Genomic DNA, 24185 nt, shown 5'->3' with positions numbered 1-24185 from the left:
GACCGTGAGCTGGGACGAGCGGGGGAACTGGGCTCTGAGTGGCGGCGCGGACGGTGGGCTTTCGCGAGCGGGGCTGCACCGGATGCGCGAAGTGCTTGCCGGTTACGTCGAGTCCGGGGCGGTTCCCGGACTGGTCGCCCTGGTCGGCAGGGGCGATCAGGTGCACGTCGAGGCCTTGGGCACCCTGCACGCGGCTCATCGATCGGATGCTCGATCGGTTGGCCGTTCGGGCGGCGGGTCGGACGCCGGACTCCACGAAGGATCGGAGGGCGGATCGCCGGACGGCGGTGGGGCGGACGGCCTGGTCGGCGCTGCTCGCGGTGACCGGCGAACTGCGGGGGCTCCGGGTGGTGCGCCGATGCGTCGGGACACCCTCTTCCGCATGGCCTCACTGACCAAACCGGTCACTGCCGCGGCGGTGATGATCCTGGTCGAGGAGTGCCGACTGCGACTGGACGACCCGGTCGAGACCTGGCTGCCCGAGCTGGCGAACCGGCGGGTGCTGGCGCGGATCGACGCACCGTTGAACGACACCGTGCCCGCCCGGCGCTCGATCACCGTGCGCGATCTGCTGACCCTGACCTTCGGTTTCGGTCTGGTGCCGGCTCCGCCGGACACGTACCCGATCCAGGTCGCCGTCCGGGAGCGGGGCGTCATCGGTGACGGGACCGCGAACTGGCCGACGGTCGGACCGGACGAGTGGATCAAGGAGCTGGGCGCTCTTCCGCTGATGTACCAGCCCGGCGAACGGTGGCAGTACCACGTCGGCTCAGACGTGCTCGGGGTCCTGGTCTCGAGAGTGGCGGGCCGGCCCTTCGGGGAGTTCCTGCGCGAGCGGCTGTTCGAGCCACTGGGGATGGTGGACACCGGGTTCCACGTGCCCGCCGACCGGATGCACCGGCTTCCCACCAGCTATGCCCACGACCCGGAGACCGGCGAACTCACGACCTGGGACGAGGCCGTCGGCGGTAAGTACAGCCGGCCGCCGGTGTTCGAGGCCGGTGGTGACGGTCTGGTCTCCACCGTCGACGACTACCACGCGTTCCACCGGATGCTGCTGAACAAGGGGAGCCACGGAGGCGAGCGCGTCCTCTCCCGCGCCTCGGTCGAACTCATGACCATGGACCACCTGACGCCGGAGCAGAAGGTCGAGAAGGACCAGTTCGGTGACCTCTTCGGACGGCACGGCGGCTACGGCTTCGGCATGGCGGTGCGCACCCATCGCCGTGACCTCGCGTCCGTGGGGCAGTTCGGGTGGGACGGCGGCCTGGGCACGACAGCGTACGCCGACCCGGCGGAACGGCTCATCGGGATTCTGCTGACGCAGACGGCCATGGACTCCGCGGACACCCTCCGACTCCACCAGGACTTCTGGACCACCGTCTACCGGACGCTCGACGACTGACCAGAGGCGGGCACTCGGTCGGTGAACGAATCTCCGGCCGGCCTTCAGCAGGCGGTGTCCTTCACCGTTCACCGGGTCCTGGGCAGCATTCCTGACGAGGAGGAGCGGTTCGCCGCGATCAAGGAACCGCCTGCGGGGAAGAGCCGGTGGACGGTCGACGAGGCCAACGGCTGGTTGGGCGCCAGGTCGAGCACCCGGAGACGCCGCAGGAGAAGATCACCGGATCCACTCCCTGGCCCGGGACGAGGAAGTGGCCGCCGCGGTAACCTCCCCATCGCGGCCGTCACTTCAAGCCTCGGAAACTGCACGCCGACAAGGCCTACGACCTTCCTGAACTGCGGAAACGGCTCTGCGGCAAACGGATCGGCGTCCGCATCGCCCGCAAGGGCATCGAGTCGAGCGAACGATTAGGGCGTCGGCGGTGGGTGATCGAACGGACCATGTCCTGGCTCACCGGATACCGCCGGCTCAACCACCGATACGAACGCCACCCCCGCCACTGCCTGGCCTTCCTCGGCCTCGCCGCCGCCCTGTGCTGCTACAAGCGACTCGTCCGCCTCACCACATAGGACACGGTGGATGCAGCACACGGAGGGTGCGGGACATCGACGCCGCCGTACATGCGGCCGCCCGAACCCCACGCCAGCCCGATGCGCCGTTCGAACAGCACAGACCCGAGAGGACGGAAGCGGTACGGGACCCCCTGCAGCAGAACCATCTGGGCGGCGATCCGGGGCCCGTACCCGCCCGCCGTCAGGTCGGCCAGCACCAGGTCGTCGAGCAGCGGGCGCAGCGCGTCGGCGGCCCAGCCCAGTACGAGCTTCTCCTCGCCGGCGGCGAGCTCATCCCCGGCCCTGGCGGAGCCTCTGGGCGGCGCGGCGTACTCCTTCCGACGAGAGCAGTTAAGGCTCAGGCATACGCGGGGGCTGCAGGTATGCCCGCGGGGTGTCCGCCGGTGCACCCACGGATCGGCCGGTTCGGTGGGGGAGCTGCAGCGGGTCCGCCATATGGCTGGTCTGCCGTTGGGTGCCGGGTAGTCGAACCGCTCAGGTGACGCAGTTCGCGAGGTCGGCGACGGAGAGGCAGGCGGGGTTCCCGTCGCCTGCGGGTTCTGCGCTGACGGTGCGGAAGACGTCCGGCGGGATGGTGAAGATGGCGACCCGGTGGCGCGGCATGACCACTCGGCCCACTTCCGTCTGCAGCACCGCGACCGTTCGGCCGTCCTCCTGGTCCTCCGGGCGGTAGAGGCCGATCGGGACGCGGGCGCCGGCAGGGTATCCGTAGACCGCGATCCGGTGGTTGCGCTCCCAGCCCTCCACGGTGGACGCTCCCCGGGGCAGGCGCAGCGGTACCTCACTCTCGGCGCGGACGGCTCCGGAGCGCGCCGCCACGGTGAACCGTCCGGACCGGGCGATGTCCGTCAGGGCCGGCTCGGACGGGAGGAACTGCCAGAAGCCGCTCTGGAGCAGGCCGCCGCCGACGTCCTCGACCTCCACCGGACTGCCGTTGAACAGGTCGTCCATCGCCGACGGCGTGGCGCTCAGCTGGGCCACGGTTTTCACGGCCGTGGTGTAGGCGCGCCCTCCGGCCTTGACCGTGACGGTGATCGGGCCGGGCGGGAAACCGTGGAGGCACAGGAGCGACTCCTCACCCAGGCCTGCCGCCACCGCGTCACTCGCCCCCGTCCCGTCCCCGCCCGAGGTCACCCAGACCCGGGGGCGGTCGTCGGGACGGCCCTGCGCGAGCTGGTCCAGATCGTCGCGGCAGCTGACGGGGCCAGCGCCTTCCATCTCCATGTCGAACTGCTGGGCCAGCAGGAGGTCCCGGGCGCCCGGGCTGGGGGTTGCCGCCCGTGTGGCGGGACCGCCGGTGGGGGCTGCCGTCGGCGTCTCGCGGAGCATCGTGCAGCTGGTACCGAGGAGCAGAGTGAGCACCCACAACATGGGCGGCCGCCACCGGGGCGGGTGCCGTTCGACCATTCGTCACCTCTCATTGTCCGTGTCCTCGGCTGGTCCCGCACCGCTCCTCGGCGCGCCGCAGCTCCGTGACGAAGGCCTGTTCGTACCGGCGGACGCGCGCGCTGTCCGCCCTGCCCGCGCGTTCTGCCGCGGTCAGCTGGGTCAGGGCGTCCTGTTGCGCCGTACGCCCGGTGGCGAGGTCGCAGCGCGCGAGGCTCCAGGAAGCCAGCAGGCCGTGCCAGACGGCGCGTTGGACCGGCTCCTGGCCGTGTGCGATGGCATCCCGGATGCGGTTGACGGCTGTTGCCAGGTCGCCCCGGCCGGCGGCGTTGACGGCGGCGATGGACTCCGCGAAGGCGCGCAGGTCCGCGGAGCCGGTGAGGTCCGGGGCGGCGCGGACGGCCGCCACAGCACGTTCCACCGTGCCGTTGTCCTTCACCAGGCGGGCCGTGATGCGGCACTGCTCGACCTGGGCGAGGTTCGCGGTGGCCTTGATCCGTCCGAGTTCGGTGATACCGGGGTCCGCTGCGAGGGCGCGCAGGGCCTTCGAGACTTGGGCGAGGTCCGTGGCGCGCACGGTGCCGGGCTTGCAGCTGTGTGTGGGTCCGATGGCCCGTCGGTAGGTGTTGCCCTGCAGGCTGAGGGCGGCGCGGCGGCCGGCCGGCGAATCCGGGCCGATGGCGAGGTAGTCGGCGCGGGCCGCCGCCAGCAGCTTCTCGCGGCCGGGGCCGCTTTCGCCGGACGCCTGGTCCTCGAGGGCGTGGCCGTGGAAGAGCCGGACCAGATCGGGCGGTACGAAGCCGCCGGCGCCGGCCTGCCGCTCCGCGTCGAGAAGGCGGGCGAGGATCCGGCCGGCCTCAGCGGGGCTGCCGTTGCGCCAGGTGTCCAGCGCGTCGACGAACTGAGCGAGGGTACCGATCTGGCGGGTCAGTTCCCCGGTCAGCTGGGCGCGGGCGCGCGCCGACTCCCAGCCGCGGGCGACGAGGACCGGCGCGCCGAGGAACCATCCGGTGAGCTCGGGCGAATCAGGGATCTGGTCGGCCCGGACGTAGACGGCGGGCCGCAGCGTGGTCTGGCCCGCCTGGTCCTCGCTGACGAGGCCGCCCACGACGATCTCGGCATTGGTCTCGTCGGCGAACCTGGCGGTTTTCCGCTCCAGTGCGCCGCTACGGGTGTCGGTGAGCTGGGCGAGGGGCAGCGACGCCGCGCCGGCGTAGCTGCGGACGGCCGTCGCGGTGGGGATGCGCGCCGCCATGTCGTGGGCGAAGGTCGCGGCCACGTCGTTCAGGACCTGCCTGTCCTGCCGCCCGCCCTCGGCCGCGAAGCCGGCCACGGCTACGTCGCGGGCGCCGCTCATCCGGGTAAGCGGGGGCGGCGGGGGGCGGAAGGCGAGGAGCACCGCGACGCTGCCGAGGAAGAGCACCGCCGCGGCCGACCACACCAGGATCCGGGACCGGCGGGGGTACTGCCCGAACCGCTCCCCCACCACGGCGCGCACCGCCAGCACGTACCCGGCCAGCGCGGCGAGCACGGCAAGGACGAGCGGCACGGGTGACAGGGTGGAGCCGAGCTTCTCCACGACGAGCAGCGCGCACGGCACGCAGGCCGCGAACAGGCCGAGCAGGGACCACAGCCAGACGGAGGCGCGGTGGCCGCCGTCCGGGGAGTGGTCCGGCATACGCTTCCTCACCCCGTCGGCTGGTCGGCGCAGGCCCGCGCCGACCAGCACGGTAGAGGGCACCACGCTGCGCGGGCGGTCGACGCCGCCCCGGGCGCTGGGATTGCGCGCCGAATTCCCCGGATCGGAGGCAGGGTGGACCAGCATGTCGACGGTCTGCCGGGGCCGGGTGCGACCACGGTGCCCACCCGGTCCCGGCAGAGCAGCTTCACCGCTCCCCGCGCTCAACTGGTCAAGCACGCTCGCTGGTCAACTGAATGGCTCAGTCACAATATTGAGCCGAAGCACGTAGTTGTCACCGGCAGAGCCAGTTGAGCTGGTGAATGAGACCGGGCGAAGCAGGCTGGTTGTCACCAGTGGGGCACGCGGCTTGTCACACGTGCTCGTTCGGCAGCCTTCCAGTCACCAGTAGCGAAGATCGAAAGCCGCGGGCTGTCTGGGGCGACGGTCTGATGGGGGCTGATGGGGACGGGGCGTCCGGCTCGGTACAGGGCCTCGTACACGAGCCGGCGCTGTCGGGTGATCCGATGCGTCACTTCACCCGGTGCCAAGCGGAACGGACCCGGCTTGCAGCTTCGACCTTGGCGGGAGGGCGGTAGCGGCTGTCGGATCCGCCTGCCGCCCCGCGCTCAGGAGATGTGTCGGACCGGCTCTGCTCCGGTTTGGATCAGGAAGTCGGTGAGTGCTTGGGCGAGTTGTTCGGGCTGGTCCTCGGGGATGAGGGTGGATGAGTCGGCGATCTCGATCAGCCGGCCCTGCGGGTACAGTTCGGCCAGCCAGGGGCCGTGCTCACGCGGCATCAACCGGTCCTCGGTCGCCCAGACGACCAGTACCGGGCGGTCGAAGTCACGCAGTCGCTCACTCCAGGCGAGCAAGGTCTTGCGTCCGGGTGCCCCGGTGGCGAATTTGGCGAAGTCCCTGCGGATGGCCCTGCTGCGGGTGGCGGGAGCGAACCAGTCGTCCATGATCTCGTCGGGGACCCCGCGCAGGCTCATCCCGCCGTATCCGCCCCGGCTGTGACGGAAGGCGGGAACGCGCATGAGCCGTGTCAAGAGCCAGACGCCGCCGGGAACCCTGCACACCTGCGCCATGGCCTTGGCTGGCCCTGGGGGAAAATTGTCGAAGGCCTCGCAGGCCACCAGCACCAGGCGCGCGATGTGCTGGTCCTGCCCTTCCGACACCAGGAACTGGCCCCCGCCCCAGTCATTGAGTACGAGGGTCACCTGGCTCAGACCGAGCCTCTCGATGAACTCGCCCAGGAGCCGGGCGACACCGCGCTGGGACAGGTCGGCATCCGGGTTCATCGGCTGACGGTGACCACCCAGAGGCAGCGTGGGAAGGACGCAGCGGTATCCGTCCAGCAGCGGGACCACCTTGCGCCACTGGGTCTCGTTCATCGGTAGACCGTGGCCGAACACCAGCACAGGCCCCTCACTGCCGGTGTCCTGGTAGTCGATCGGTCCGGACGACAACTCGATTCTCGGCATCCCAACCCCTGGTTGATAGATCGTTCTACTGTAATCTTGGAGGGGAAAGGGGTGGAAGGCAATGGGACAGACGGACACGCGAGCCAGGATCCAGGGGGCCGCCACGGTGCTGTTCCGCCGACACGGCTACTCGGCCACCGGCCTGAAGCGGATCGCGGCAGAGGCGGACGCACCGTTCGGCTCGATCTACCACTTCTTCCCTGGCGGCAAGCAGCAACTGGCCGAGGACATGATCCGCACGTCCGGAACCGAGTACGGCCGAATGGTCCTGGCTCTGCTGGACGGCGTGCCGGACCCGGTGGAGTCCCTCGTGCACGCATTCGAAGCGGCCGCGGACGACCTTGCAGCGGCCGACTATGCCGACGCGTGCCCGATCGGGACGGTGGCCTTGGAGGTCGCGAGCAGCAATGAGGTGTTGCGGGTCGCGACGGCGGAGGTTTTCGAGGAGTGGGTCGGCACGGCGACACGGTGGTTCGGCCGCTGGGTGGCCGAACCGAAGACGGCGCAGTCCCTCGCCTACTCGATGGTCATGATGCTTGAGGGGGCTTTCATGCTCAGCCGGGCTGCCCGTGATCCGGAACCGCTGCGGGTGGCCGGCCGATCGATGGCCAAGTTGTTGTGCACAGCCATCACTCAGGCCGGCGAGGACTGATCTCGAACAACGAGAAGGACAGCCTGTGCATGAGCGGCGCACAGGTTCACGGCCGGCTCCACGCGCCAGAGGAGCGCTGCACCGCCGCAAGGGCGTTGCCGCCCCCCGTCCCGGCGGGCAAGCGCTGAGTGGCGGAGCGCACACACGCGTGGATGAGCGACTACGGCACGACGAGCCGCTGCCGGCGGGACGGCCGCCCCACCACCCGATGCCTCAAGAGGTAGCGACTCGTTGACCTGCATGAATGCCAGATGGTTGGAGACTGCCGACGGCCGAGTTCTCCAACGGCCTGGCCTTCGTGGAAGTCCCGCTCGCCGTGGAGGCAGAGGTGTCCGGCGAGCGTCAGCCTCGCGACGACATTTGTACAAGACTGATAGCCGTCAGCGCAGGCATCGTCCCGTACATGAGACATGACGACGTCACGCGCTTGCACGGGATGCATGTGGTCCACTACGGCCCGCGGCAGGCGCCGCCGCTGGTGCTCATCCACGGATCGGGATTCTCGGGCGCCTCCTGGAGCCCGGTGCTGCCGGCACTCGCCGACCGGTATCACGTCATCCGAGTCGACCTCCCGGGTCACGGCCAGTCCTCGCCCGTGCCGTCGTACGACGTGCCTGAGCAGGCGGGCCGCTTGGCCGCGGTGCTCGACGAGCTCGGTCTTCGTCCGGTCACCGTGGCCGGGCACTCCAGCGGTGGATACATCGCCACCGCGCTTGCCGAACAGCGCCCTGACCTGATCGGTTCGCTCGCACTGATCAGCAGCGGCCCGAGTCCCGAGGCGCTCCTTCCGCAGCCCGTCCTCCTTCGGATGCTGATTGCCCCGCCGCTGGGCCCGCTCCTCTGGCCGATCCGCTCGGACGCGATGCTCCGCAGGGGCGTGACCGCGGTATGCAACCGCCCGGTGGACATCCCGGACGACCTGGTCGCCGAGGTCCGGGGCATCGACTATCGCACGTTGAGGACGGTGCTTCGCCGAAACGCCGCGTACATCGCCGAGCGGAGCGTGCCCGAGCGCCTCATCGCCCTCGACGTCCCGGTCCTGGTGATCTTCGGCGCTGCCGACCGCCGCTGGGATCCGTCCTCGGCACACCACTACGACGCGGTGCCGAACGCTCGCGTCGAGCAACTGCCCGACATCGGACACCTACCCATGTTCGAAGCGCCGGAGGCGACCGGTGATTTGCTGCTGGCCTTCGCGGCGGCAGGCCGCTGACACCGATCGGTACCCTGGTGCAGTGTGGGCCACGGAGTCACCACCTGACTGGACGGCGGTGGAGGTCGCGATCCCCCGGCAGTCAAAGCGACTGCCCGGGATCAGCATGGCCGGGTTCGGTCAACGCGTCCCGGCGCTCGTGGACATCGCCATGGTCGCGCACCCGTCGGTCACCCTGTTCGTGGACCTGAGCGAAGGAGACGGCCTCGTCTACGACGCCCACGGCCGGCGCGAACGCGGCAGCGCGGTCGTCGGGCTGATCCCGGGCGACCTCCGGATCAGCGGCCGGACGGCCGAGGCGGTCCGGTGCCTCCAGATTCGGTTGTCGCCGGTCGTGGCGGCTGCAGTGCTCAGCGCATCGACCGAGCTCGTCGGGACGGTGGTCTCCCTGGAGGATGTCTGGGGTCGCGACGCCGGGCGAGTCGAGGACAGGTTGCGCGCCGCCACGTCGTGGGACGAACGGTTCACGATCGCGGCTGATGCCCTTGGCCGAAGGCTGGACGCCCACCCGCCGCTCGATCCGGAGATCGCTGCTGCCTGGCGGCGGATGCTCACCAGCCGGGGACGGGTGCGGGTCGACGGCCTGGCGAACGAGGTGGGATGGAGCCGTAAGCGCCTGTGGTCCCGCTTCCGGTCCCAGATCGGTCTCACTCCCAAGCGCGCCGCCCAGCTGGTGCGCTTCGACCACGCCGCCCACCTTCTCGCGGCGGGTGACGCCACCGCTCGGGTGGCGGCCGCGAGCGGCTACGCCGACCAGTCCCACCTCCACCGCGAGGTCAAGGCGTTTACCGGGGTGACGCCCACCGCCGTGGCCGCTGCGCCGTGGCTCGCGATCGACGACGTCGCGTGGCCGACTTCGTTCGCCGACCTGCCGCCGTCGCCGTCTGCGGTTCGTCAGGGCCCGGCAAGGTGAGCACAGGTTCCACGAACGGAGCAGGCGGCGGCCCTCAGGACGTGCCCGGATGGGAATCGGACAGCACGAACGAGAACGGGTAGGAAGCCGGCAGATCCAATGCGACAGGACAGTGATCCATGTGCCGGTCGGTCAACGTCACACCGGTCGGTGACAACAAGCCTGCCTTGGTGACGACTACCGTGCTTCGGCTCAAATACGGTTTATGGCAGCTCCGGAATTCGGCCGTGTCAGAACCGGAATTCTATGGGCACAACGTGTGTGAAATCCGCGCGCAGGCCGGCGGCTCGGGTGCCCCATTCCGTGAAATAGGACTCGGTGATGGCCTCGGCAACGAGCGGATGCAGGTCCTCCTCCGTCGCTCCGGCTGCCGGGAGCTCCAGGGCCTGCTTGGCGTAGGTGGATGAGATGTCCGTGGTGATGGAGCGCTCGCGGCCGTCGCCCGAGCTGCCCTTGCCGACGAATCCGAAGTACGCCGTGACGTCCACCATCATTTCGCGAAGGAAGTCCAGCAGAGCCGGTAGCCCCCGGCAGAACGGGGGTTGACCTCAAGTCCGGTCGAGGTCCTATTGATCCGAAACGGTTGGGGTTCTGGGTCGTTGTAGTGGTGTGAGCGATCTGGTGGGGGACGCGCGACACCTGTCGCCGACGGCGCAGGAAGCGTTGCGGCTGCGGGCGGTGGCCGCGCTGGTGGAGGGCCGCGACCGTGCGGAGGTTGCGGCGGTGTTCAAGGTCTCGCTGAAGGCGGTGGACGGCTGGTGGGCGAAATGGCTGGTCGGCGGGCGTGACGCGCTGACCGCTCGCCCGCGGGGCAAGCGCGTGGGCGAGCATCAGGTGCTGTCAGAGGCCGAGCAGGCGGCCCTTCGCCAGGCGGTACTCGATCACCGCCCTTGCGACCTTGGGTTGTCCGGGCAGCTATGGACGCGTGGCCAGGTCGGCGTACTGATCGCGAAGTTGTACCGGGTGCGGCTGACCGAGCCGGGGGTGGGCAAGTACCTCAAGCGGTGGGGGCTGTCGTTCCAGCGGCCCGACAAGCGGGCGATCGAGCAGGACCCGGAGGCGGTGCGGGTCTGGCTGGAGGAGACCTGGCCGGCGATCCGCGCGAAGGCGAAGGCCGAGGGCGGCGAGGTCCTCTTCGCTGACCAGGTCGGCATCCGCTCCGACCAGGTCAGCGGCCGTACCTGGGGCGAGCGGGGCCGCACCCCGATCGTCCGGCGGACCGGGAACCGGATCTCCGTGAACGCGATGTCGGCGATCAGCACGAAGGGCCGCATGCACTTCATGGTGTTCACCGAGAGCTTCGACGCGAACGTGATGTGCCGGTTCCTCGACCGCCTCGCCGGCCACTTCGACCGCAAGATCCACCTCGTGGTGGACCGGCATTCAGCCCACCGGTCCCGCACGGTCCGCGACTGGCTGGCCGATCACGCCGACCAGGTCGAGCTGCACTTCCTGCCGTCGTACTCGCCCGAACTCAACCCCGACGAGCTCGTCAACGCCGACCTCAAACGGAGCCTTCCCGCGAGCAGCAAAGCCCGTACCCAGGCCCAACTCGCCAGCGAGGCCCGACGGTTCTTCCACCGCCGTCAGCGCCAGCCGCACATCGTCCGCGGCTACTTCCACGGCCCGCACGTCCGCTACACCCTCGAAGAGAACACTTTGAGTTTCTGATCAATAGCGTCTGTGCCGACGAAAGGAGATCGACTGTGACGACACTCGTGACAGGGGCCACCGGGAACACCGGGCGGCATATCGTGGCGGAGCTGGTCCGCAGGGGTGAGCCCGTACGGGCGCTGACCCGTGACCCGGCCGCAGCCGCGGGGAGGTTGCCGGCCGGGGTGGAGATCGTGCCGGGCACGCACACGGCACCGGCGGGGCTGGACGCGGCTCTTGCCGGTGCCACCCGACTGCACATCACCGTGACGGCGGGGCTCGCCGAGGTCGGGCCCGAGCTGGTGCGGCGGGCCGTCGACGCGGGGGTGCGGCGGATCACCGTGCTGTGGGGCGGCGGCGTGGGGCCGGTCGAGCAGGCGGTCGCGGAATCCGGGGTGGAGTGGACCCGCCTGGAACCGCAGGAGTTCATGTCCAACACCCTCGGCTGGGCCGAATCGGTACGGACCGAGGGCGTTGTGCGGGAACCGTACGACTTTCCCAGCGCGCTCGTCCACGAGGCGGACATCGCGGCGGTAGCGGCCGCCGCACTCGTCGACGACGAGCACGCGGGACGCGCCTACAACCTCACCGGGCCCGAATCACTGACCCCGCGCGAGCGCATCGCCATCCTGTCCCGGGTGACCGGCCGGGCCATCGACTTCGTGCCGATCACGCACGAACAGGCTCTCGACCGGCTGACCGCCACCGGCGTTTCCCGGGCGGACGCGGAGTACGTGGTGGGCTGGTACGCCACCCCGACCGGCGACTCCACGACCGTCGTCGACACCGTCGAGCGGATTACCGGCCGCCCGGCCCGTACGTTCGCGCAGCGGGCCGCCGAGCACGCGGACCGCTTCTAGGCATGTGCCGGGCGAGGCGGCTACGCCGCCGACCTCGGACGCCGCGGAAGCCCGAGAGGGCGGCCGGTGTAAGGGTTGGGGCGTCACCCGACCAACGCCATGCGTTCCGTCGCTGCCGGGGTGCCGGCTACATGTCGGCGGCGGCGCCGAAGAGTTCCTCCAGGACGTCTTCCATGGTGACGAAGCCGAGGACGCTGCCCTGGGTGCCGGTGACGGCGGCGAGGTGGGTGCCGGCGTTGCGCATGGCGGTCATGGTGTCGTCCAGGGGTGTGTCGAGGGCCACCTTGGTGATGGGGTGCAGTGCCGTGCGGGGGAAGGGGCGGTCGCGGTGTTCGGCGGCGAGGGCGTCCTTGAGGTGGAGGTAGCCCAGGACCGCGCCGTCCTCGCCGGTGACCGGCAGGCGTGAGAACCCGTGGTCTGCGGCGGTGCGCTCCAGCTGCCGGGGGGTGATGCTGGCGGGGACGGTGATCATGCGCTGGAAGGGGACCATGATCTCGCCGACGGGCCGCTTGCCGAGTTCGGGACTGTAAGCGGGCAGTCCGGGCGGATGCCGGTGCCGGTGCTGGTGATGGTGTCCGGGTATTCGCGGGTGATCGCGGCGCGGATGCTGCCCTCGCGGCGGACCGGGGACCTGATCGACGGGCACTGGCGGCTGCTGACCGAGTGGGGTGCGGTCCCGAAGATGCTGGTCTGGGGCAACGAAGCAGGCGTCGGCCGCGGCAGCCCGCCCTCGGATTTCGCCGCGTTCGCGGGCCTGCTCGCCACGAAGATCTACTTGTGCCGGCCCTGCGATCCGGAAGCGAAAGGCCTGGTGGAGCGGGCGAACGGCTATCTGGAGACCTCGTTCCTGCCCGGCCGGCACTTCAGCGGCCCTGGCGACTTCAACACCCAGCTGGCCGCCTGGCTGAAGGTCGCCAACCGCAGAGTCCACCGCACTCTGGGCGCCCGTCCGGCCGACCGGTGGGAAGTCGACCGGGCCCAGATGCTGACCCTTCCGGCCGTCGACCCGCCGACCTGGTGGCGCTTCCAGGTCCGCCTCGGCCGCGACCACTACGTCCGCGTGGACACCTGCGACTATTCCGTCGACCCGTCCGCGACCGGCCACCAGGTCACCGTCCTCTCCGACAACGAGAAGGTGATCGTCCTTGCGACCGGCGGGGAGACCGTCGCCGAGCACCCCCGCTGCCGGGCCCGCCACCAGACCATCACCGACCCCGAGCACGCCGACAGCGGCCGGATCATGCGGCAGGAACACCACCGCCTACGGCCCGCCGGTCACATCCGCTCCGTCGATTCCGGTCCGCTGGTCGAGGTCGAGCAACGTGAGCTCGGCTCCTATGACCGACTGTTCACCGTGATCGACGGCGGGAAGGAGGTCAGCTGACATGGCCCGCACCACCACGGCCGACACAGCCGATGACTGCCGCCCAAGGCCGGCGGACCGGCCAGCAGACCACCGCTGACCTGGCCTTCCTTGCCCGGGCGATGTCAGGGCACCTGGCCGCCCAGGCTGGCACGGATGTGTTGGCAGCAAAAGTGCCCTGACCGGCAGGGGGCTCGCAGAAGACCGCCGGCGACAGCGGTGATCGCCCGCGGGTCGCACAGCTCCGGCGCCGGTTCCTTTCGTGGTAGCCCTGGCGGCCTTGCTCAGCTTGACGATGGGCACCCCTCTCACGCCGCTGAGCAAGTTGTGGACGGCGAAGTTCTACCGGCGGTAGAATCATCTTTCATGAGCAGCGGGAATCCCACCAGCATCAAGACCAGCGAGGCGACGCGGGACCGGTTGCGCCTCCTCGCGAAGGAACGCGGCACGACGATCACCGAGCTCCTGGATGAGCTTGCCCAGAGTCGGCTGACTCGGGCGGAGCAGGAGCAGCGGGCGCTGGAGGCTGCGGCGGAGCTGGGGCTGGAGTACACCGAGCAGGTGCAGCAGGCTGGCCAGTCGGCCTGGGACAAGATCCGCGCCCATCAGGGCGGCGCCGCCGCGTGAACCTGACGGCTGTCTTCGATCACACGGCGCTCGTCGCCCTCTACCAGGCCGACCCGTTCCTCACCGGCCTGTACATCGAATCGTCCCGGGGCACCGGTCGGGTCCTGATCCCGGCCCTCTCTGTCCTCGCCGCCGAGCGCACGATGCCCGGCGCCGGCTCGCACGCCGCGCGCCTGCGCTTCGCCGAGACCGTGCCCTTCACCGCGGCCCACGCCCTGGATGCCGGCTCCTGGCCGGCCACCGACTGGACGGTGACGCATCCGGCGGCACTCGCCTGGCAGGCGGCGAAGTCGGGAGAGCCGGTCACCGTACTCTCCCTGACCCCCGAGGCGTACGAGGGCACAGGGGTCTACCCGCTCGACCCGCGGTAGCGCTCTGGCAGAAACCTGTGTCTCTCCCTGCAGCGCGGGCGGAGCCAGAAGGACGCATGCCCGTCGTGCAGGTACACGGGTTGCCCGTTCTGGCAGGCCTGGACTGCGGCGTCGAGCCGGTTGCATATCCGGCTGGGCAGGAGCGTGGGGGCCTTGTCGATCAGCAGCAAGAGGCCTGGCCGCGGGTCGGTGTCTGGTGCTCCGGTGCGGGTCAGGGCAGGCAGCAGCGAGCCGTCTGGCTGGGATTCCTTGATGCGGCGGGCCGGGCCTGGCACGACGCCGACGAGGAGGATGTCGCCGGGTTCAAGTTCTGGCGGATGACCGACGAGGCCAATATCCGGCGCGTGGCCGGCGGGATGGTGCTGGACGACCTGATCGCGATCAGCGCGTTTCTACCGCTGGGCCGGGTCCCGGTTCGGAGTGAGCGATCCGGTGGCCCGACGGCAGGTTCTCGGCCCCGCCCCGGGCACGGTGACTGGGTCGTTCGAGGCCGGCCCGCACCTCGTACGCGGCAAGGACGTGAAGTGGCTGGACTCGGCCGGTTACGCCCGCTTGACGGCCTTGTGCTCAACACGGGTGTGGCTGGCCCAGAACTACACCGTCCGCACCACCGTCGCGTTCTTCGCCCACGGCCTCAAAAGCCGCTCATGGCCCTGACGCAACGGTGCTGAGGCCCCAGCCCGTGGTGACGAGGGGCCTTCACCACGGCGCGCCCGGCCCGAACGGTTCGAAGAACATGATGTTCAGCGGATGCAGGTCCCGGCCGGTCAGACCAGGGAAGCCGGATTCGGCGGGGCCGCCGCGCAACCACGTGAGCAGGGTTGCCGTGAAGTCGCCTGGCAGGGGCGGTCCTTGGTCGCAGTGGCGTGGGTTGACGGCTACGCGCCATGTCTCGGGCGGGCCGTCCGCGCACCAGCCGATCTGGTCCCCGTCGATCGTCGACGCGAACGGCAGGAAGCCGCCGGGCTCGGGCCACGCGGGCATCGGGTAGTACTGGGGATGGGCGGCGCGCAGTTGGCGGTATCCGTCAAGCATGCCCTCGACGGTGGCCGCGAGCCCCTGCTCCCGTGGCCGGTCCAGGGACAGTGGGGCGCTCATGTCCAGCCACCCGCTCCAGTTGCCCGCCCCGTACCGCTCCGCGAGTGCCACGAAGTCCGGCGGCAGCCGGGTGCCGAGCCGCTCGAAGACCTGCTCCCATGTGCCCTCGCCCAGGTACGGCTCCAGGGGCGGTGGAACCAGCGCCATGACGGCGTCGAGGCCCGAACCCTCGGTGAGCGCCGCGTGCTGCCGCGCGTCCACGGCGGTGCCCCCAGGCGGTGGCGACCAGGGTGCGGCCCCGGCCAGCGGCGGCCAGACCCGTATCTGTGAGGACAGCGGGCCCAGCAGCCCGCCGGGCTCGCCCGGGTGCGGCACGCCGGTGCGCAGCAGCGTGAACAGCAGTTCCAAGAACGGGACTTCGTAGTCCACCCAGGGCTCGCTCACCCCGACTTCCACATTCGTGGTCACGAGCGTGACCGGCCACTCGTCGGGGTCGTCCGACGCGCCCGTGTTCCAGAAGAGGTGGTCGCCGCTCCTCGTCGTGGCGAAGGCGAGCAGGCCGCCCTCCTCGGGCAGGAAGGGGCGCCGACGCGCGGTGAACATGCCGGGCCGGATCGCCGAGTGCCGGTGCGTCTCGACGATCCATGCTGCGTACTCGAAGCGGCCGTCGGTGCTGACGCACGGGGGGTGCAGCCGGATCGCCGCACCCGGGCCGCCTATCTCGGCCGCACCGTACGCCGACACGAGCGCCTTGTAGTCACCGGGCAGCGGGGTGCCGAGCCAGCCCTCGACCGCCGCCCAGTCGACGGCGGGCGCCGGGCCGGGCGCCGGGCCGGGCGGCGGTCCGACGAGACCTGTGAACGCGGTGATCCGCGCAGAGTGATCCATGGAGCCGAGGATGACATCCCCCACCGACATTGAGACTGGGACCTGGCACCGCTCGGGGTCTGCCCCGCCCACTGACTGACGCTTCGGCATTTTTTGGGTTGAATCGCTCGGCTCCCGGCCGGTGCCACAGCGCGCGTGACCGGCCGGGCTACCGTGACCTCATTGCCTCGCCCAACCCTCTTGCCCCGCAGATCACAGCGTTAACGCAACGGCGTGGGCTACCGTCAGAAACGGCCTACGTGCCCCTCGCGTTCGTGTTCACCGGGTTGGCCCGGGAAGTGGGACGACCTGTGCGCACCGTGCGTAACGCACGCCGTCGCTCGTGCGGAGGCGGAGCGGGCGGCGCGGCGCCAAGCGCAGGACGTCGCGGCCGGCACGGCGGCCGAAGCGCAGGTGCCGAAGGCCCGAGGGCTGTTCAGGCGTCGCGGATAGCTGCGCGCCTCCGGGAAGTCTGGGCAAGCCGCCCGTGAGGATGGCTTGCCCAGCAGGAGACGGCTGGGCTCAGGAGCCGAGCGCGGGCGGGTTGCTGTGGTGGCGCAGCCGGAGCCACAAGGGATGTTCGGCGAGGGCGTCGAACAGGATCGCGGCCACCGACCGGTCGAAGGTCCGGGTGCGCTTGACCTCGTCGATCACGAAAGGCATTCCCTGGGCCTACAGCTCGCGGGCGGCCGTGTTCACCCGCCGGCTGAGGACACCCAGAGCGGTGAGAGCCGGCTTGCCGGTCAGCTCCGGGGAGATGTACTCCGCGCACACCCGCCACACCACGTGCAGCTCCTCCACCGTGCGCAGCCACTTCAACCAGGACCGCAGCATCTCCTCCGTCCAGGCCGGGTGGTCGTACCGGCTGGGCGGCTTCCACACCACGTCCTCCGGCAGCACCTCCGGCCGACGCCCGGCGCGGGCTGCGGCTTCCCGTAGGCCGCGCGCATGGTAGGGATTGCGTCCGGGCAAGCCCAAGGGGTCCCTGGGCAAGCCGCCTCGACCGGTGGCTTGCCCACCCCGGCCGGGGGTGGCGTCGGTCACGGTCCCCGCGCCGGAGTCTCCCGGCGAGGCTGCGGCTGACCGATGGCCGGTGACCGGTCGGCGGGGAGTTGCATGGATCGGTCACGGCGCTGACCTGCGGTTTGACCGATGAGCGAGGAGATCGGTCACGCCTGCCCCGGTGACCGATCCACCGGGCGGGCAAGCCTGAGGCTTGGGCAAGCGCACCTGCGGAGCGTCTCAACCCTGCTGACGCCGGCTGGCTACACAGGCGGGCCCGGTCTCCACACTCAGAAAGACCGGGCCCGTCGGCGTGGCCGAGCGCGCGCGTCGGTCAGCCGCTGATCTCCTCCACGATGTTCGCCGGTCCCGCCCGGCGGGACGGGCGAGCCATGGGGGGACGTGGGCGACGGGCCCGCCTGTGCCGAGCGTTGTTGTGGATGAGGACCGGGTGTGAGGCTTCGGCCTAGGCTTCGGTCCACTTCTCCTCGTGGGTGCCGCGGGGCAGGGTGACGGCCATCATGTCGCTAGGGGCGTCCAGTGCCAGGCGGTGCCATCGCCCGCGCGGCACGATGGTCGCGGTCCCAGCACCCAGTTTGATCTCCTCCTCCTCGTCCCCCGGCCGTTCCGGGCGGAGGATGACACGTATGCCGCCCGTAAGGCAGGAGACGAACTCGTCAGCCTCGGTGTGGATTTCCCAGTGGTCGCCGTGGACGTCGGCGTCGGTCTCCGCGCGGGCGACCATCAGCAGCCAGCCGTCCCGCTCGAGCTCGGTGTCCGCTGTGGGCCGCTCGGTGTGTACCTGGCCGCCTGGGTGAAGGTGGACCAGGGATCCGAACAGTTCGATCCGGGTGGCAGTCATACCAGGACGTCCTTCCTGTGGTGGTTCTGCAGCGGTGAGTTGTGGCATGGGGGTGGCCGGTGAGTCGGCGGCCCGTGGCCTGGGCCGGCGAGCGTGCAGCACTCCGGTCACGGGGCGAGCGCCGTGGCCAGCGAGGCGTTCTCGGCCCGGGCGTTTGAGTTGCCGCACATTGCCTGCTGGTACAGCGTCTCCAGGGCGTCGTCGATGGGGTGGCGCTGCGGCTGCCCCGAGGAGTCCCGCTCGTTCCACCTCTGGAGATTGACCGCGACGGACATCTGACGCTTTCCGTCGGCCCGGGTCAGGGACATCGTTCCGGCCCCCCAGACCGTGCCATCGTGGCCCCAGAAGGTGCCGCAACCCGGGATGACGACCTTGTGCAGACCGAGGCCGTACTCGATCACCGATCCGTCCAGGGCGATGACGGGAACCGTGCGCTGCATCTGAGCCAGCGATGACCTGCTGACGATCTCGCCGTCGAGCAGCTTGGCGTAGAAGCGGTTGAGATCCTCCATGGTCGACACCAGAGCGGCACCCGTCCACGTCCAGGACATGTTGTAGACGCTGTAGTCGCGCGGCGGGTCGATCAAGCCGTGCAGGGACTCGTACATGCGTGCGTGCGGCCCGTTGATCCGTGGGCCGGTCGGGAACTCGGTGTGCCGGAGGCCGGCGCGTTCGATGACGTTGCGGGTGATGTACTTCTCGGCCGTGGTGCCGGTCACCCGCTCCAGAAGCCGGCCGAGGAGCAGCCAGTTGGTGTTGGAGTACACCCCAACGGGTGCTCCCGGCTCGCTCGCGGGAGGCGCCGTGACTCCCATTTCGATCAGTTCGGCCGGGGTGAACTGCCTGAACCTGTTGTCGTCCAGACTTGCGGGCGAGTTGCGCTGCAGGGAAGGGAACGCGTAGGGGATGTAGTCGGGGAGGCCACTGGTGTTGTTGAGCAGCATCCGGACCGTGATCTTCCTGCCGCGCTCTCCCGGCACCAGCTCGGGAAGGTAGTCGCCGATCGGTGCATCGAGCCGGATCCGGCCCTGCTCGGCCTGCTGCATGACCGCGGCGGCGGTGAAGGTCTTGGTGATGCTGCCGACGCGGTGGCGCATCTGCGGGCTGACAGGACGTCCGGTCCTGACATCGGCGACGCCGGAAGCGCCACGCCATGTCCCGTCGGTGTCCCGCACCTCGGCGTACACCCCCGGTATCCCGGCGCGGTGCACCCCGTCGAGTGCGGAGTTCAGCTCCTCGCGGCCGAAGCCGGCGGACGGGCTCGTGCTGCCGGTCGGCCCGATTCCGGCCTCGGACACGGGAGCCGCTGCCACCGTGCCCGCACCCACACTCAGCGCGGCCACGCCGGCGCACACCACCAGTCGGATCTTCACGGCGTCCGTCCTTTCACGATCGACGAGTGCGACAGGGACTCTCCCTGCGCGTTCCGGTATCCGCGGAATCCGTGGCTCATCCGGCGAGAGCGCGGCGCAGGACGGCGCCGATCTCGGCGTTCTGGCGCTGCGAGACGTCGGCGGAGAGGATCGCCTGCGATCCGTGGAACGTGCCGGGCCACTGGTGCAGCTCGACCGAAACGCCCGCCTGCATCAGGCGCAGTGCGTACTCGATGCCCTCGTCCCGGTTCGGGCAGAGCTCCGCGGTGGCGATGTGGGCCGGGGGCAGGCCGGACAGGTCGGCGGCCCGCGCGGGGGCGGCGTACGGTGTGGCGGCCCGCGAGCCCAGACAGTGCCGCCACGCCGCGGTGATCTTGTCTCGGTCGAACCAGGGCGTTTCGGTGAAGTTCCGCGCCGACCAGGTTTCCTGTCGGTCGTCAAGGCCCGGCTGGTTGAGCAACTGGAAGCAGATGGCCGGCCCCTGCTCGTCACGCGCCCGCAGCGTCACGGCGGCCGCGATCCCGGCGCCGGCACTGTGCCCTCCGACCGCGATCCGCTCCGGATCGATGCCGAGTTCGTCCGCGTGTGCGGCCGTCCAGGTGAGTACGGAGTAGGCGTCGTCCAGGGCGGCCGGGAACGGGTGCTCGGGTGCCAGGCGGTAGCCCACCGAGACCACCACCGCCCCGGAGAGGTCCGCGATCCGGGCAGCCCACGGATGCTCGGTGTCCAGGTCACCGAAGACCCCGCCGCCGCCATGCAGCCAGATGATGGCGCCTCGTGCCCGCAGCGGGCGGTAGACCCGGACCGCCACGTCCGGATCGGCGGGCACCGTGCGGTCCTCGACCTCCATGGCCGAGGTGTCCGGTGCCGGCGCCGCAGCGGCACGTTCCGCGAAGTCCTTGCGCGCGGCGACCGGGTCGTTCATGTCGATGTGCGGGAGGAACGGGATGAACGCTTCGAGTTCGGGATCCATGACGACCATCCTCATGGCCGTCCCCCGAGGGGTCATCCGCCACCCGTCGCGCATCCCGCCCCGATCACGCACCGATCGGCGCCCCTGTCCTGACGCCCCTCCTTCTACCCTTCTGCCATGGAGGCACTGGCCATACGGCTGTCGGGACTGGATCCGTACATCGACGGCGCGATCCGCATCATCGCGTTCTACGACACACTGATGCGCCGACGGGTGGACCTCCCGGCACTCGCCCGGGCCTCGGCGGGCCTGGCCGAGTGTGTCGCCGGGATACGACTCCACGGCACGGGGCGCGCGACCCGCATCTCGCCCCACGGCACGGAAGCGCCAATCCCGCAGTCACCCGCGTCCACCACAGCGCCGATCACCCTCGACGACGAGGAGATCGGCACGGTGTGGCTGGAACGCCCCGGCCCGCCGGGGCCGCTCGACGAAGTCCTCCTCGACCGGCTCGCCATCGCTGCGGCGGCAGCCGTCGAGCGGTACAGCCCTGCCCGCACCACCATGGCCGACCCCGCCCTCGTCGAACTGGCCATCAGCTCCGACAGCGACGAGGCAGCCAGAGCACGGGCACTACGACTCCTCGGATTCGCGGCCGACCTGCCGATCCACGTCGTCGCCGTACGCTCGCAGCTCCCGCTCGACCAGATCGGCAGCCTGGTCTGCCCCGCCCGCCCCGTGAAGGCGGCACCGCTCGCCGACGTAGGCGTCATCCTGGCCACCACCGTGGACCGGGCCCGGTTCCCGGCAGGCGTCCGCGCGGGCATCGGCGCCGCGGAAAGCCCCGACCGGTCCTGGCAGCAAGCCCGCACCGCCCTCCGCTTCAACACCCCGCGCGAACCCGTCATCCGCTACACCGACCTGGGTGTGCTGGCACTCCTCGCCGAGGTACCTCAGGACACCGCACGCCGCAACGCCGACGTGGCCGCCATCGCCCGCATCGCCCGCAACGCGGAAGACTTGGAGACTCTGGACACCTACTGCGCCACCGGCTCCCTGCGCCGGGCCGCCGACCTCCTCCATCTGCACCACAGCAGCGTCGCCCGCCGACTCGAACAGATCGCGAAGACCCTGGACATCGAACTCGCCGAACCCGCCGGGCTGACACGAGTCAGGCTCGCCCTTACCGCATGGCGGCTGCTCGACGACTGAGCAAGATCCACCTCGCCACCTGGACGAGGACTCAGCAGGACTCGGGGGAGCTCACGAGTTGTCGATCCACTCACTGCGAGTCACCCGCCCGTCAGTGAGCGGCTCTCGCAACTGAGGCGAAGAGCGGGTCTGAGGAAAATTCCAGATCCGCATCAGCGCTCGACACTGGTCAGGGTGTTGACCACGGCCGCGGCAGTGCCTTCCCCGGCCACGGCGGTGTGCTGGGCCTGCGCCGCTGCGACAGCCGCATCCGCCATGGCCTGGGCGCCACGGACTTTCCGGTTCTTCAGCCAGGTCGCGAGCCGGCTCGGGCCGACCCGGCGCAGGCCGGCCGGTGTCTGGTAGCCGGTCAGCAGGGTGAGTGCCGCTTTGGAGGCGGCGTAGTCGAAGGCCCGTTCCAGGGCCGGGAAGTACTCCAGGAGCTGTGCCCGCATCCGGTTGATGCGCGAGTGCGGTCGGCTGCGAGATCGTAGCGGCGGGCGGTGAGGATCTTCAGGTCCACTGCGATCTCGTCCCAGTCCTGCAGAGGCTGCAGGTCCCGGCGCATCCGTGCCTGATCGGCGATGACGTAGGCGTCCTTCGTGTCCGTCTTGCCGTCCCCTCGGTAGCCACGGGAGGCATGGTGGACGGTTCGGCCAGGAACGTAGAGCAGCCGCTGACCATGGCTGGTCAGGAGAGCGATAAGCAGGGCGCCGCCGCCGGCGTTCAGGTCGACGGCCCAGGTCACCGTGCTGTCCTCGGCCAGTGCGAGGACGTCGCCTATCAGCTCCAGGAGCTCGGGCTCGTTGTTCGGTACTCGGCGCGAGAGCACCTTCTTTCCATCCGTGTCGATCACCGTGCAGTGATGCGCGGCCTTGCCGGCATCCGTCCCCGCCCAGAGCTCGGGCACCCGAGCCTCCCTCGTCGATCGGTTGACTGGTCCCTGCAGACGACCACGCCGACGTGTCCTTACGAAGCGATCTCTGTTCGCTTATCCCAATGAGTGGCCGTGTCGTCGCGGGGCACTGGGCGGCCAATCAGTCAAAGCCACAACCACGGCATGAGCGCTTCCAGCCACACCCAGGCCCCTGGGTCTCCCGACCGTACGAAGGATTCGGAACCAACCCGCCAACACGGTAAGGAGCGCTGCAGTTGGCGGCTCTCGCCAACTGCAGCGCTCAGAAGCCACCCGGAGGCGTCTACCGCGTGGTTGCCTGTTCGATCAGGGTGACCACCGCTCGCGGGTTGTCCACTTCCACTATCAGCCGGGTGTATCGCACGTCCGCCAGCTCGATGACGATCGCCTTTTCGGGGTTTCGTACGTCCCAGAAGATGCGCTCGCCCTCGTGGTGCCAGGTGCCTGCGGTAATGACTCCGGGGAGATGAGTGCCGGGGGCGCGTACACCCTTGCGGTCGCGGATGATGCCGGGGTCGTGGGTCGCGCCACGCACATTCGCCAGGGGGATCTCCAGGCGGCTTTTCAGCGCCCACAGCTTGTCCAGGCCCTCGACTGTGACGATGAGGGCGGTGTTCTCAACGGTGATGCGGGCCATGCTCAGTCTCCTGTCGGTCGGATGTGCCGGGCGAGGTTGATCACGGGCCCGGGCTGGTTGCGGATGCGCGCGCCCAGGACGGTCGCGGTGAGTGCGGGGGCCAGTTCGGGCGGGGCGAAGTCGGCCAGGGCTTGATCCAGGGCTTGGAAGGCGTCGGCGACCAGTTCCGCGATCTCGGGGTCGTGCGGGGCCCGTTCGACCGCGGCCAGCAGGAGCAGGCCGGCAGCCGGGCCGCTGTCGTACGAGGCCGCCGCTGATGCCAGGGCCTGGGCGAGGTCGCCGCTCGCGGCGAGGGCGGCCGTGAGCGGGCGGACCTGCTCCTCCACGTGGGTGCGCAGAGCAGAGGCGTAGAGGCCGCGCTTGCTCCCGAACACCTTGTAGAGGCTGCCCCGGTGCACGCCGAGGCCATTGACCAGATCGTCGATCGACGTGCCCTCGTAACCGTGGGCGGCGAACAACTCGGCGGCAGCCCGAATGACGTGTCCTTCATCGAAGGCGCGTGGTCTTCCCATGCCCCGACCCTACGAGTTTGAGAATGACCAGTCAAGAACGACCGTTCTTAAACTCGGCGCGCAGAATGGCCCACGCAGCTCACGAGCCGCAGCCCGCATGGCGGGCCTAGCGAAACTGCCCCTCCGTACTCAACCTGCCAACTCGAGCGCTCAGCCGCCATCTGAAGTGCTCAGTCGCATGACGGTTCATGCCTCACAGCTGCTCCTGGCTTCTACAGGTCGAACTCGATGGTCGATGCCGGTGAACTCCACCAGGAGGCCGCCGGCGTGGTTGGCCCGGACGGCACTGTCAGCGGACTACCAGCGCATCCTGGCCGCGCTCGCGGACCGGGGCCGCCTCGGCCAGGGCCACTGACCTGCCAGGAGATGGCCGCTGCCTTCGGCATGGACGTGGTGCCGGCCAAGGTGGAGGCGCTGCGGTCGAAGGCGAAACGCTTGGTCGCGCGGGGCTGGCTGGCGGAGCCGGCGCCGGGCCGGTTCACGCTCGCGCGGGGCGTGAGCGGGTCAGACGGCGGGTCATAATCATGGTCATCGATCAGTAGACCATCGCCTCGGCGCTGGTGGTGCTGAGCCTGTTCCGCTTTGACGGACACCATCGGTGTGGTGGTCAGGCCGCGAGGGCGGCCTCGTAGTCGGCGGGTGTGCGGTAGCCGAGGCTGCTGTGCAGCCTCCGCAAGTTGTACCAGCTCTCGAT

Annotated in this window: 22 protein-coding genes and 6 pseudogenes; 14 read left to right on the top strand and 14 right to left on the bottom strand. The window is 70.1% G+C overall.

What is annotated here, in order from left to right:
* Positions 1–82 precede the first annotated feature (82 nt).
* The 3 genes and pseudogenes from HYE82_RS07035 to HYE82_RS07030 all read left to right on the top strand — a co-directional run.
* Positions 83–1405, top strand: a complete 1323-nt coding sequence (locus HYE82_RS07035) for a serine hydrolase (RefSeq protein WP_179173066.1) — start codon at positions 83–85, stop codon at positions 1403–1405.
* Between the two features lie 21 nt (positions 1406–1426).
* Positions 1427–1537 (top strand): annotated as a pseudogene (locus HYE82_RS39220) (DUF6192 family protein); the annotation flags it as partial.
* 143 nt (positions 1538–1680) lie between these two features.
* Positions 1681–1974: pseudogene (locus HYE82_RS07030) on the top strand (transposase); the annotation flags it as partial.
* Between the two features lie 477 nt (positions 1975–2451).
* On the opposite strand, the gene HYE82_RS07025 reads toward HYE82_RS07030, so the two are convergent.
* The 3 genes from HYE82_RS07025 to HYE82_RS07015 form a co-directional block, all read right to left on the bottom strand.
* A complete protein-coding gene (locus HYE82_RS07025; RefSeq protein WP_179173065.1) occupies positions 2452–3339 on the bottom strand; it encodes a hypothetical protein in 888 nt (295 codons plus the stop codon).
* A 55-nt stretch (positions 3340–3394) separates the two neighbouring features.
* Positions 3395–5041, bottom strand: coding sequence for a hypothetical protein (locus tag HYE82_RS07020; RefSeq protein WP_179173064.1), 1647 nt, complete (start codon positions 5039–5041; stop codon positions 3395–3397).
* 629 nt (positions 5042–5670) lie between these two features.
* Positions 5671–6528 (bottom strand): alpha/beta fold hydrolase, encoded by an 858-nt coding sequence (locus HYE82_RS07015; RefSeq protein WP_179173063.1) that lies wholly within the window; start codon positions 6526–6528, stop codon positions 5671–5673.
* A gap of 61 nt (positions 6529–6589) precedes the next feature.
* On the opposite strand from HYE82_RS07015, the gene HYE82_RS07010 reads away from it, so the two are divergent.
* From HYE82_RS07010 to HYE82_RS07000, 3 genes are all read left to right on the top strand, one after another.
* On the top strand, positions 6590–7180 hold the full coding sequence (locus HYE82_RS07010; RefSeq protein ID WP_179173062.1) for a TetR/AcrR family transcriptional regulator: 591 nt from the start codon (positions 6590–6592) through the stop codon (positions 7178–7180).
* Positions 7181–7583: 403 nt separating this feature from the next.
* On the top strand, positions 7584–8393 hold the full coding sequence (locus tag HYE82_RS07005; RefSeq protein WP_256986976.1) for an alpha/beta fold hydrolase: 810 nt from the start codon (positions 7584–7586) through the stop codon (positions 8391–8393).
* A gap of 106 nt (positions 8394–8499) precedes the next feature.
* On the top strand, positions 8500–9306 hold the full coding sequence (locus tag HYE82_RS07000; RefSeq protein ID WP_179173083.1) for an AraC family transcriptional regulator: 807 nt from the start codon (positions 8500–8502) through the stop codon (positions 9304–9306).
* A gap of 230 nt (positions 9307–9536) precedes the next feature.
* Here HYE82_RS07000 and HYE82_RS06995 read toward each other — a convergent pair.
* A pseudogene (locus tag HYE82_RS06995) lies at positions 9537–9800 on the bottom strand (terminal protein); the annotation flags it as partial.
* Between the two features lie 115 nt (positions 9801–9915).
* On the opposite strand from HYE82_RS06995, the gene HYE82_RS06990 reads away from it, so the two are divergent.
* Positions 9916–10977, top strand: coding sequence for an IS630 family transposase (locus tag HYE82_RS06990; RefSeq protein ID WP_309144224.1), 1062 nt, complete (start codon positions 9916–9918; stop codon positions 10975–10977).
* A 35-nt stretch (positions 10978–11012) separates the two neighbouring features.
* Complete coding sequence (locus tag HYE82_RS06985; RefSeq protein ID WP_179173061.1) at positions 11013–11819, top strand: NmrA family NAD(P)-binding protein; 807 nt, start codon at positions 11013–11015, stop codon at positions 11817–11819.
* A 127-nt stretch (positions 11820–11946) separates the two neighbouring features.
* Here HYE82_RS06985 and HYE82_RS06980 read toward each other — a convergent pair.
* A pseudogene (locus HYE82_RS06980) lies at positions 11947–12345 on the bottom strand (CBS domain-containing protein); the annotation flags it as partial.
* 21 nt (positions 12346–12366) lie between these two features.
* On the opposite strand from HYE82_RS06980, the gene HYE82_RS06975 reads away from it, so the two are divergent.
* The 4 genes from HYE82_RS06975 (at position 12367) to HYE82_RS06960 (ending at position 14837) form a co-directional block, all read left to right on the top strand.
* A complete protein-coding gene (locus HYE82_RS06975) occupies positions 12367–13203 on the top strand; it encodes a hypothetical protein (RefSeq protein WP_256986985.1) in 837 nt (278 codons plus the stop codon).
* 345 nt (positions 13204–13548) lie between these two features.
* Positions 13549–13809 (top strand): hypothetical protein, encoded by a 261-nt coding sequence (locus tag HYE82_RS06970; RefSeq protein ID WP_179173059.1) that lies wholly within the window; start codon positions 13549–13551, stop codon positions 13807–13809.
* Positions 13806–14180, top strand: a complete 375-nt coding sequence (locus HYE82_RS06965; protein ID WP_179173058.1) for a PIN domain-containing protein — start codon at positions 13806–13808, stop codon at positions 14178–14180. The genes HYE82_RS06970 and HYE82_RS06965 overlap by 4 nt, the downstream gene beginning before the upstream one ends.
* A 432-nt stretch (positions 14181–14612) precedes the next feature.
* Positions 14613–14837, top strand: a complete 225-nt coding sequence (locus HYE82_RS06960) for a hypothetical protein (RefSeq protein ID WP_179173057.1) — start codon at positions 14613–14615, stop codon at positions 14835–14837.
* Positions 14838–14879: 42 nt separating this feature from the next.
* Here the strand turns inward: HYE82_RS06960 and HYE82_RS06955 are convergent, their stop codons facing one another.
* The 6 genes from HYE82_RS06955 to HYE82_RS06930 form a co-directional block, all read right to left on the bottom strand.
* Entirely contained in the window at positions 14880–16106 is a 1227-nt protein-coding gene (locus HYE82_RS06955; RefSeq protein ID WP_256986975.1) for an SMI1/KNR4 family protein, read from the bottom strand.
* Between the two features lie 501 nt (positions 16107–16607).
* A complete protein-coding gene (locus HYE82_RS06950; protein WP_179173055.1) occupies positions 16608–16748 on the bottom strand; it encodes a hypothetical protein in 141 nt (46 codons plus the stop codon).
* A 9-nt stretch (positions 16749–16757) separates the two neighbouring features.
* Positions 16758–17057, bottom strand: coding sequence for a hypothetical protein (locus tag HYE82_RS06945; protein WP_179173054.1), 300 nt, complete (start codon positions 17055–17057; stop codon positions 16758–16760).
* Positions 17058–17553: 496 nt separating this feature from the next.
* Positions 17554–17949: a cupin domain-containing protein gene (locus HYE82_RS06940; RefSeq protein WP_179173053.1), complete on the bottom strand. Its 396-nt coding sequence runs from the start codon at positions 17947–17949 to the stop codon at positions 17554–17556.
* Between the two features lie 107 nt (positions 17950–18056).
* Positions 18057–19181, bottom strand: a complete 1125-nt coding sequence (locus HYE82_RS06935; RefSeq protein ID WP_256986979.1) for a serine hydrolase — start codon at positions 19179–19181, stop codon at positions 18057–18059.
* Positions 19182–19398: 217 nt separating this feature from the next.
* Positions 19399–20295 (bottom strand): alpha/beta hydrolase, encoded by an 897-nt coding sequence (locus HYE82_RS06930; protein ID WP_179173052.1) that lies wholly within the window; start codon positions 20293–20295, stop codon positions 19399–19401.
* Between the two features lie 117 nt (positions 20296–20412).
* Between HYE82_RS06930 and HYE82_RS06925 the strand changes: the two genes are divergently transcribed.
* A complete protein-coding gene (locus tag HYE82_RS06925; RefSeq protein WP_179173051.1) occupies positions 20413–21447 on the top strand; it encodes a helix-turn-helix domain-containing protein in 1035 nt (344 codons plus the stop codon).
* Between the two features lie 170 nt (positions 21448–21617).
* Here HYE82_RS06925 and HYE82_RS06915 read toward each other — a convergent pair.
* The 3 genes and pseudogenes from HYE82_RS06915 to HYE82_RS06905 form a co-directional block, all read right to left on the bottom strand.
* Positions 21618–22336 (bottom strand): annotated as a pseudogene (locus HYE82_RS06915) (IS110 family transposase); the annotation flags it as partial.
* Positions 22337–22625: 289 nt separating this feature from the next.
* On the bottom strand, positions 22626–22979 hold the full coding sequence (locus tag HYE82_RS06910) for a hypothetical protein (RefSeq protein ID WP_179173048.1): 354 nt from the start codon (positions 22977–22979) through the stop codon (positions 22626–22628).
* A 2-nt stretch (positions 22980–22981) separates the two neighbouring features.
* Positions 22982–23491: a TetR/AcrR family transcriptional regulator gene (locus HYE82_RS06905; RefSeq protein ID WP_179173047.1), complete on the bottom strand. Its 510-nt coding sequence runs from the start codon at positions 23489–23491 to the stop codon at positions 22982–22984.
* Positions 23492–23762: 271 nt separating this feature from the next.
* Between HYE82_RS06905 and HYE82_RS37765 the strand changes: the two are divergent.
* A pseudogene (locus HYE82_RS37765) lies at positions 23763–24013 on the top strand (hypothetical protein); the annotation flags it as partial.
* Positions 24014–24185: the final 172 nt, after the last annotated feature.

Origin of the sequence: Streptomyces sp. BR123, assembly GCF_013401435.1 — a bacterium.
Lineage (GTDB): Bacteria > Actinomycetota > Actinomycetes > Streptomycetales > Streptomycetaceae > Streptomyces.
This window is presented reverse-complemented; position numbering and strand designations above follow the sequence as displayed.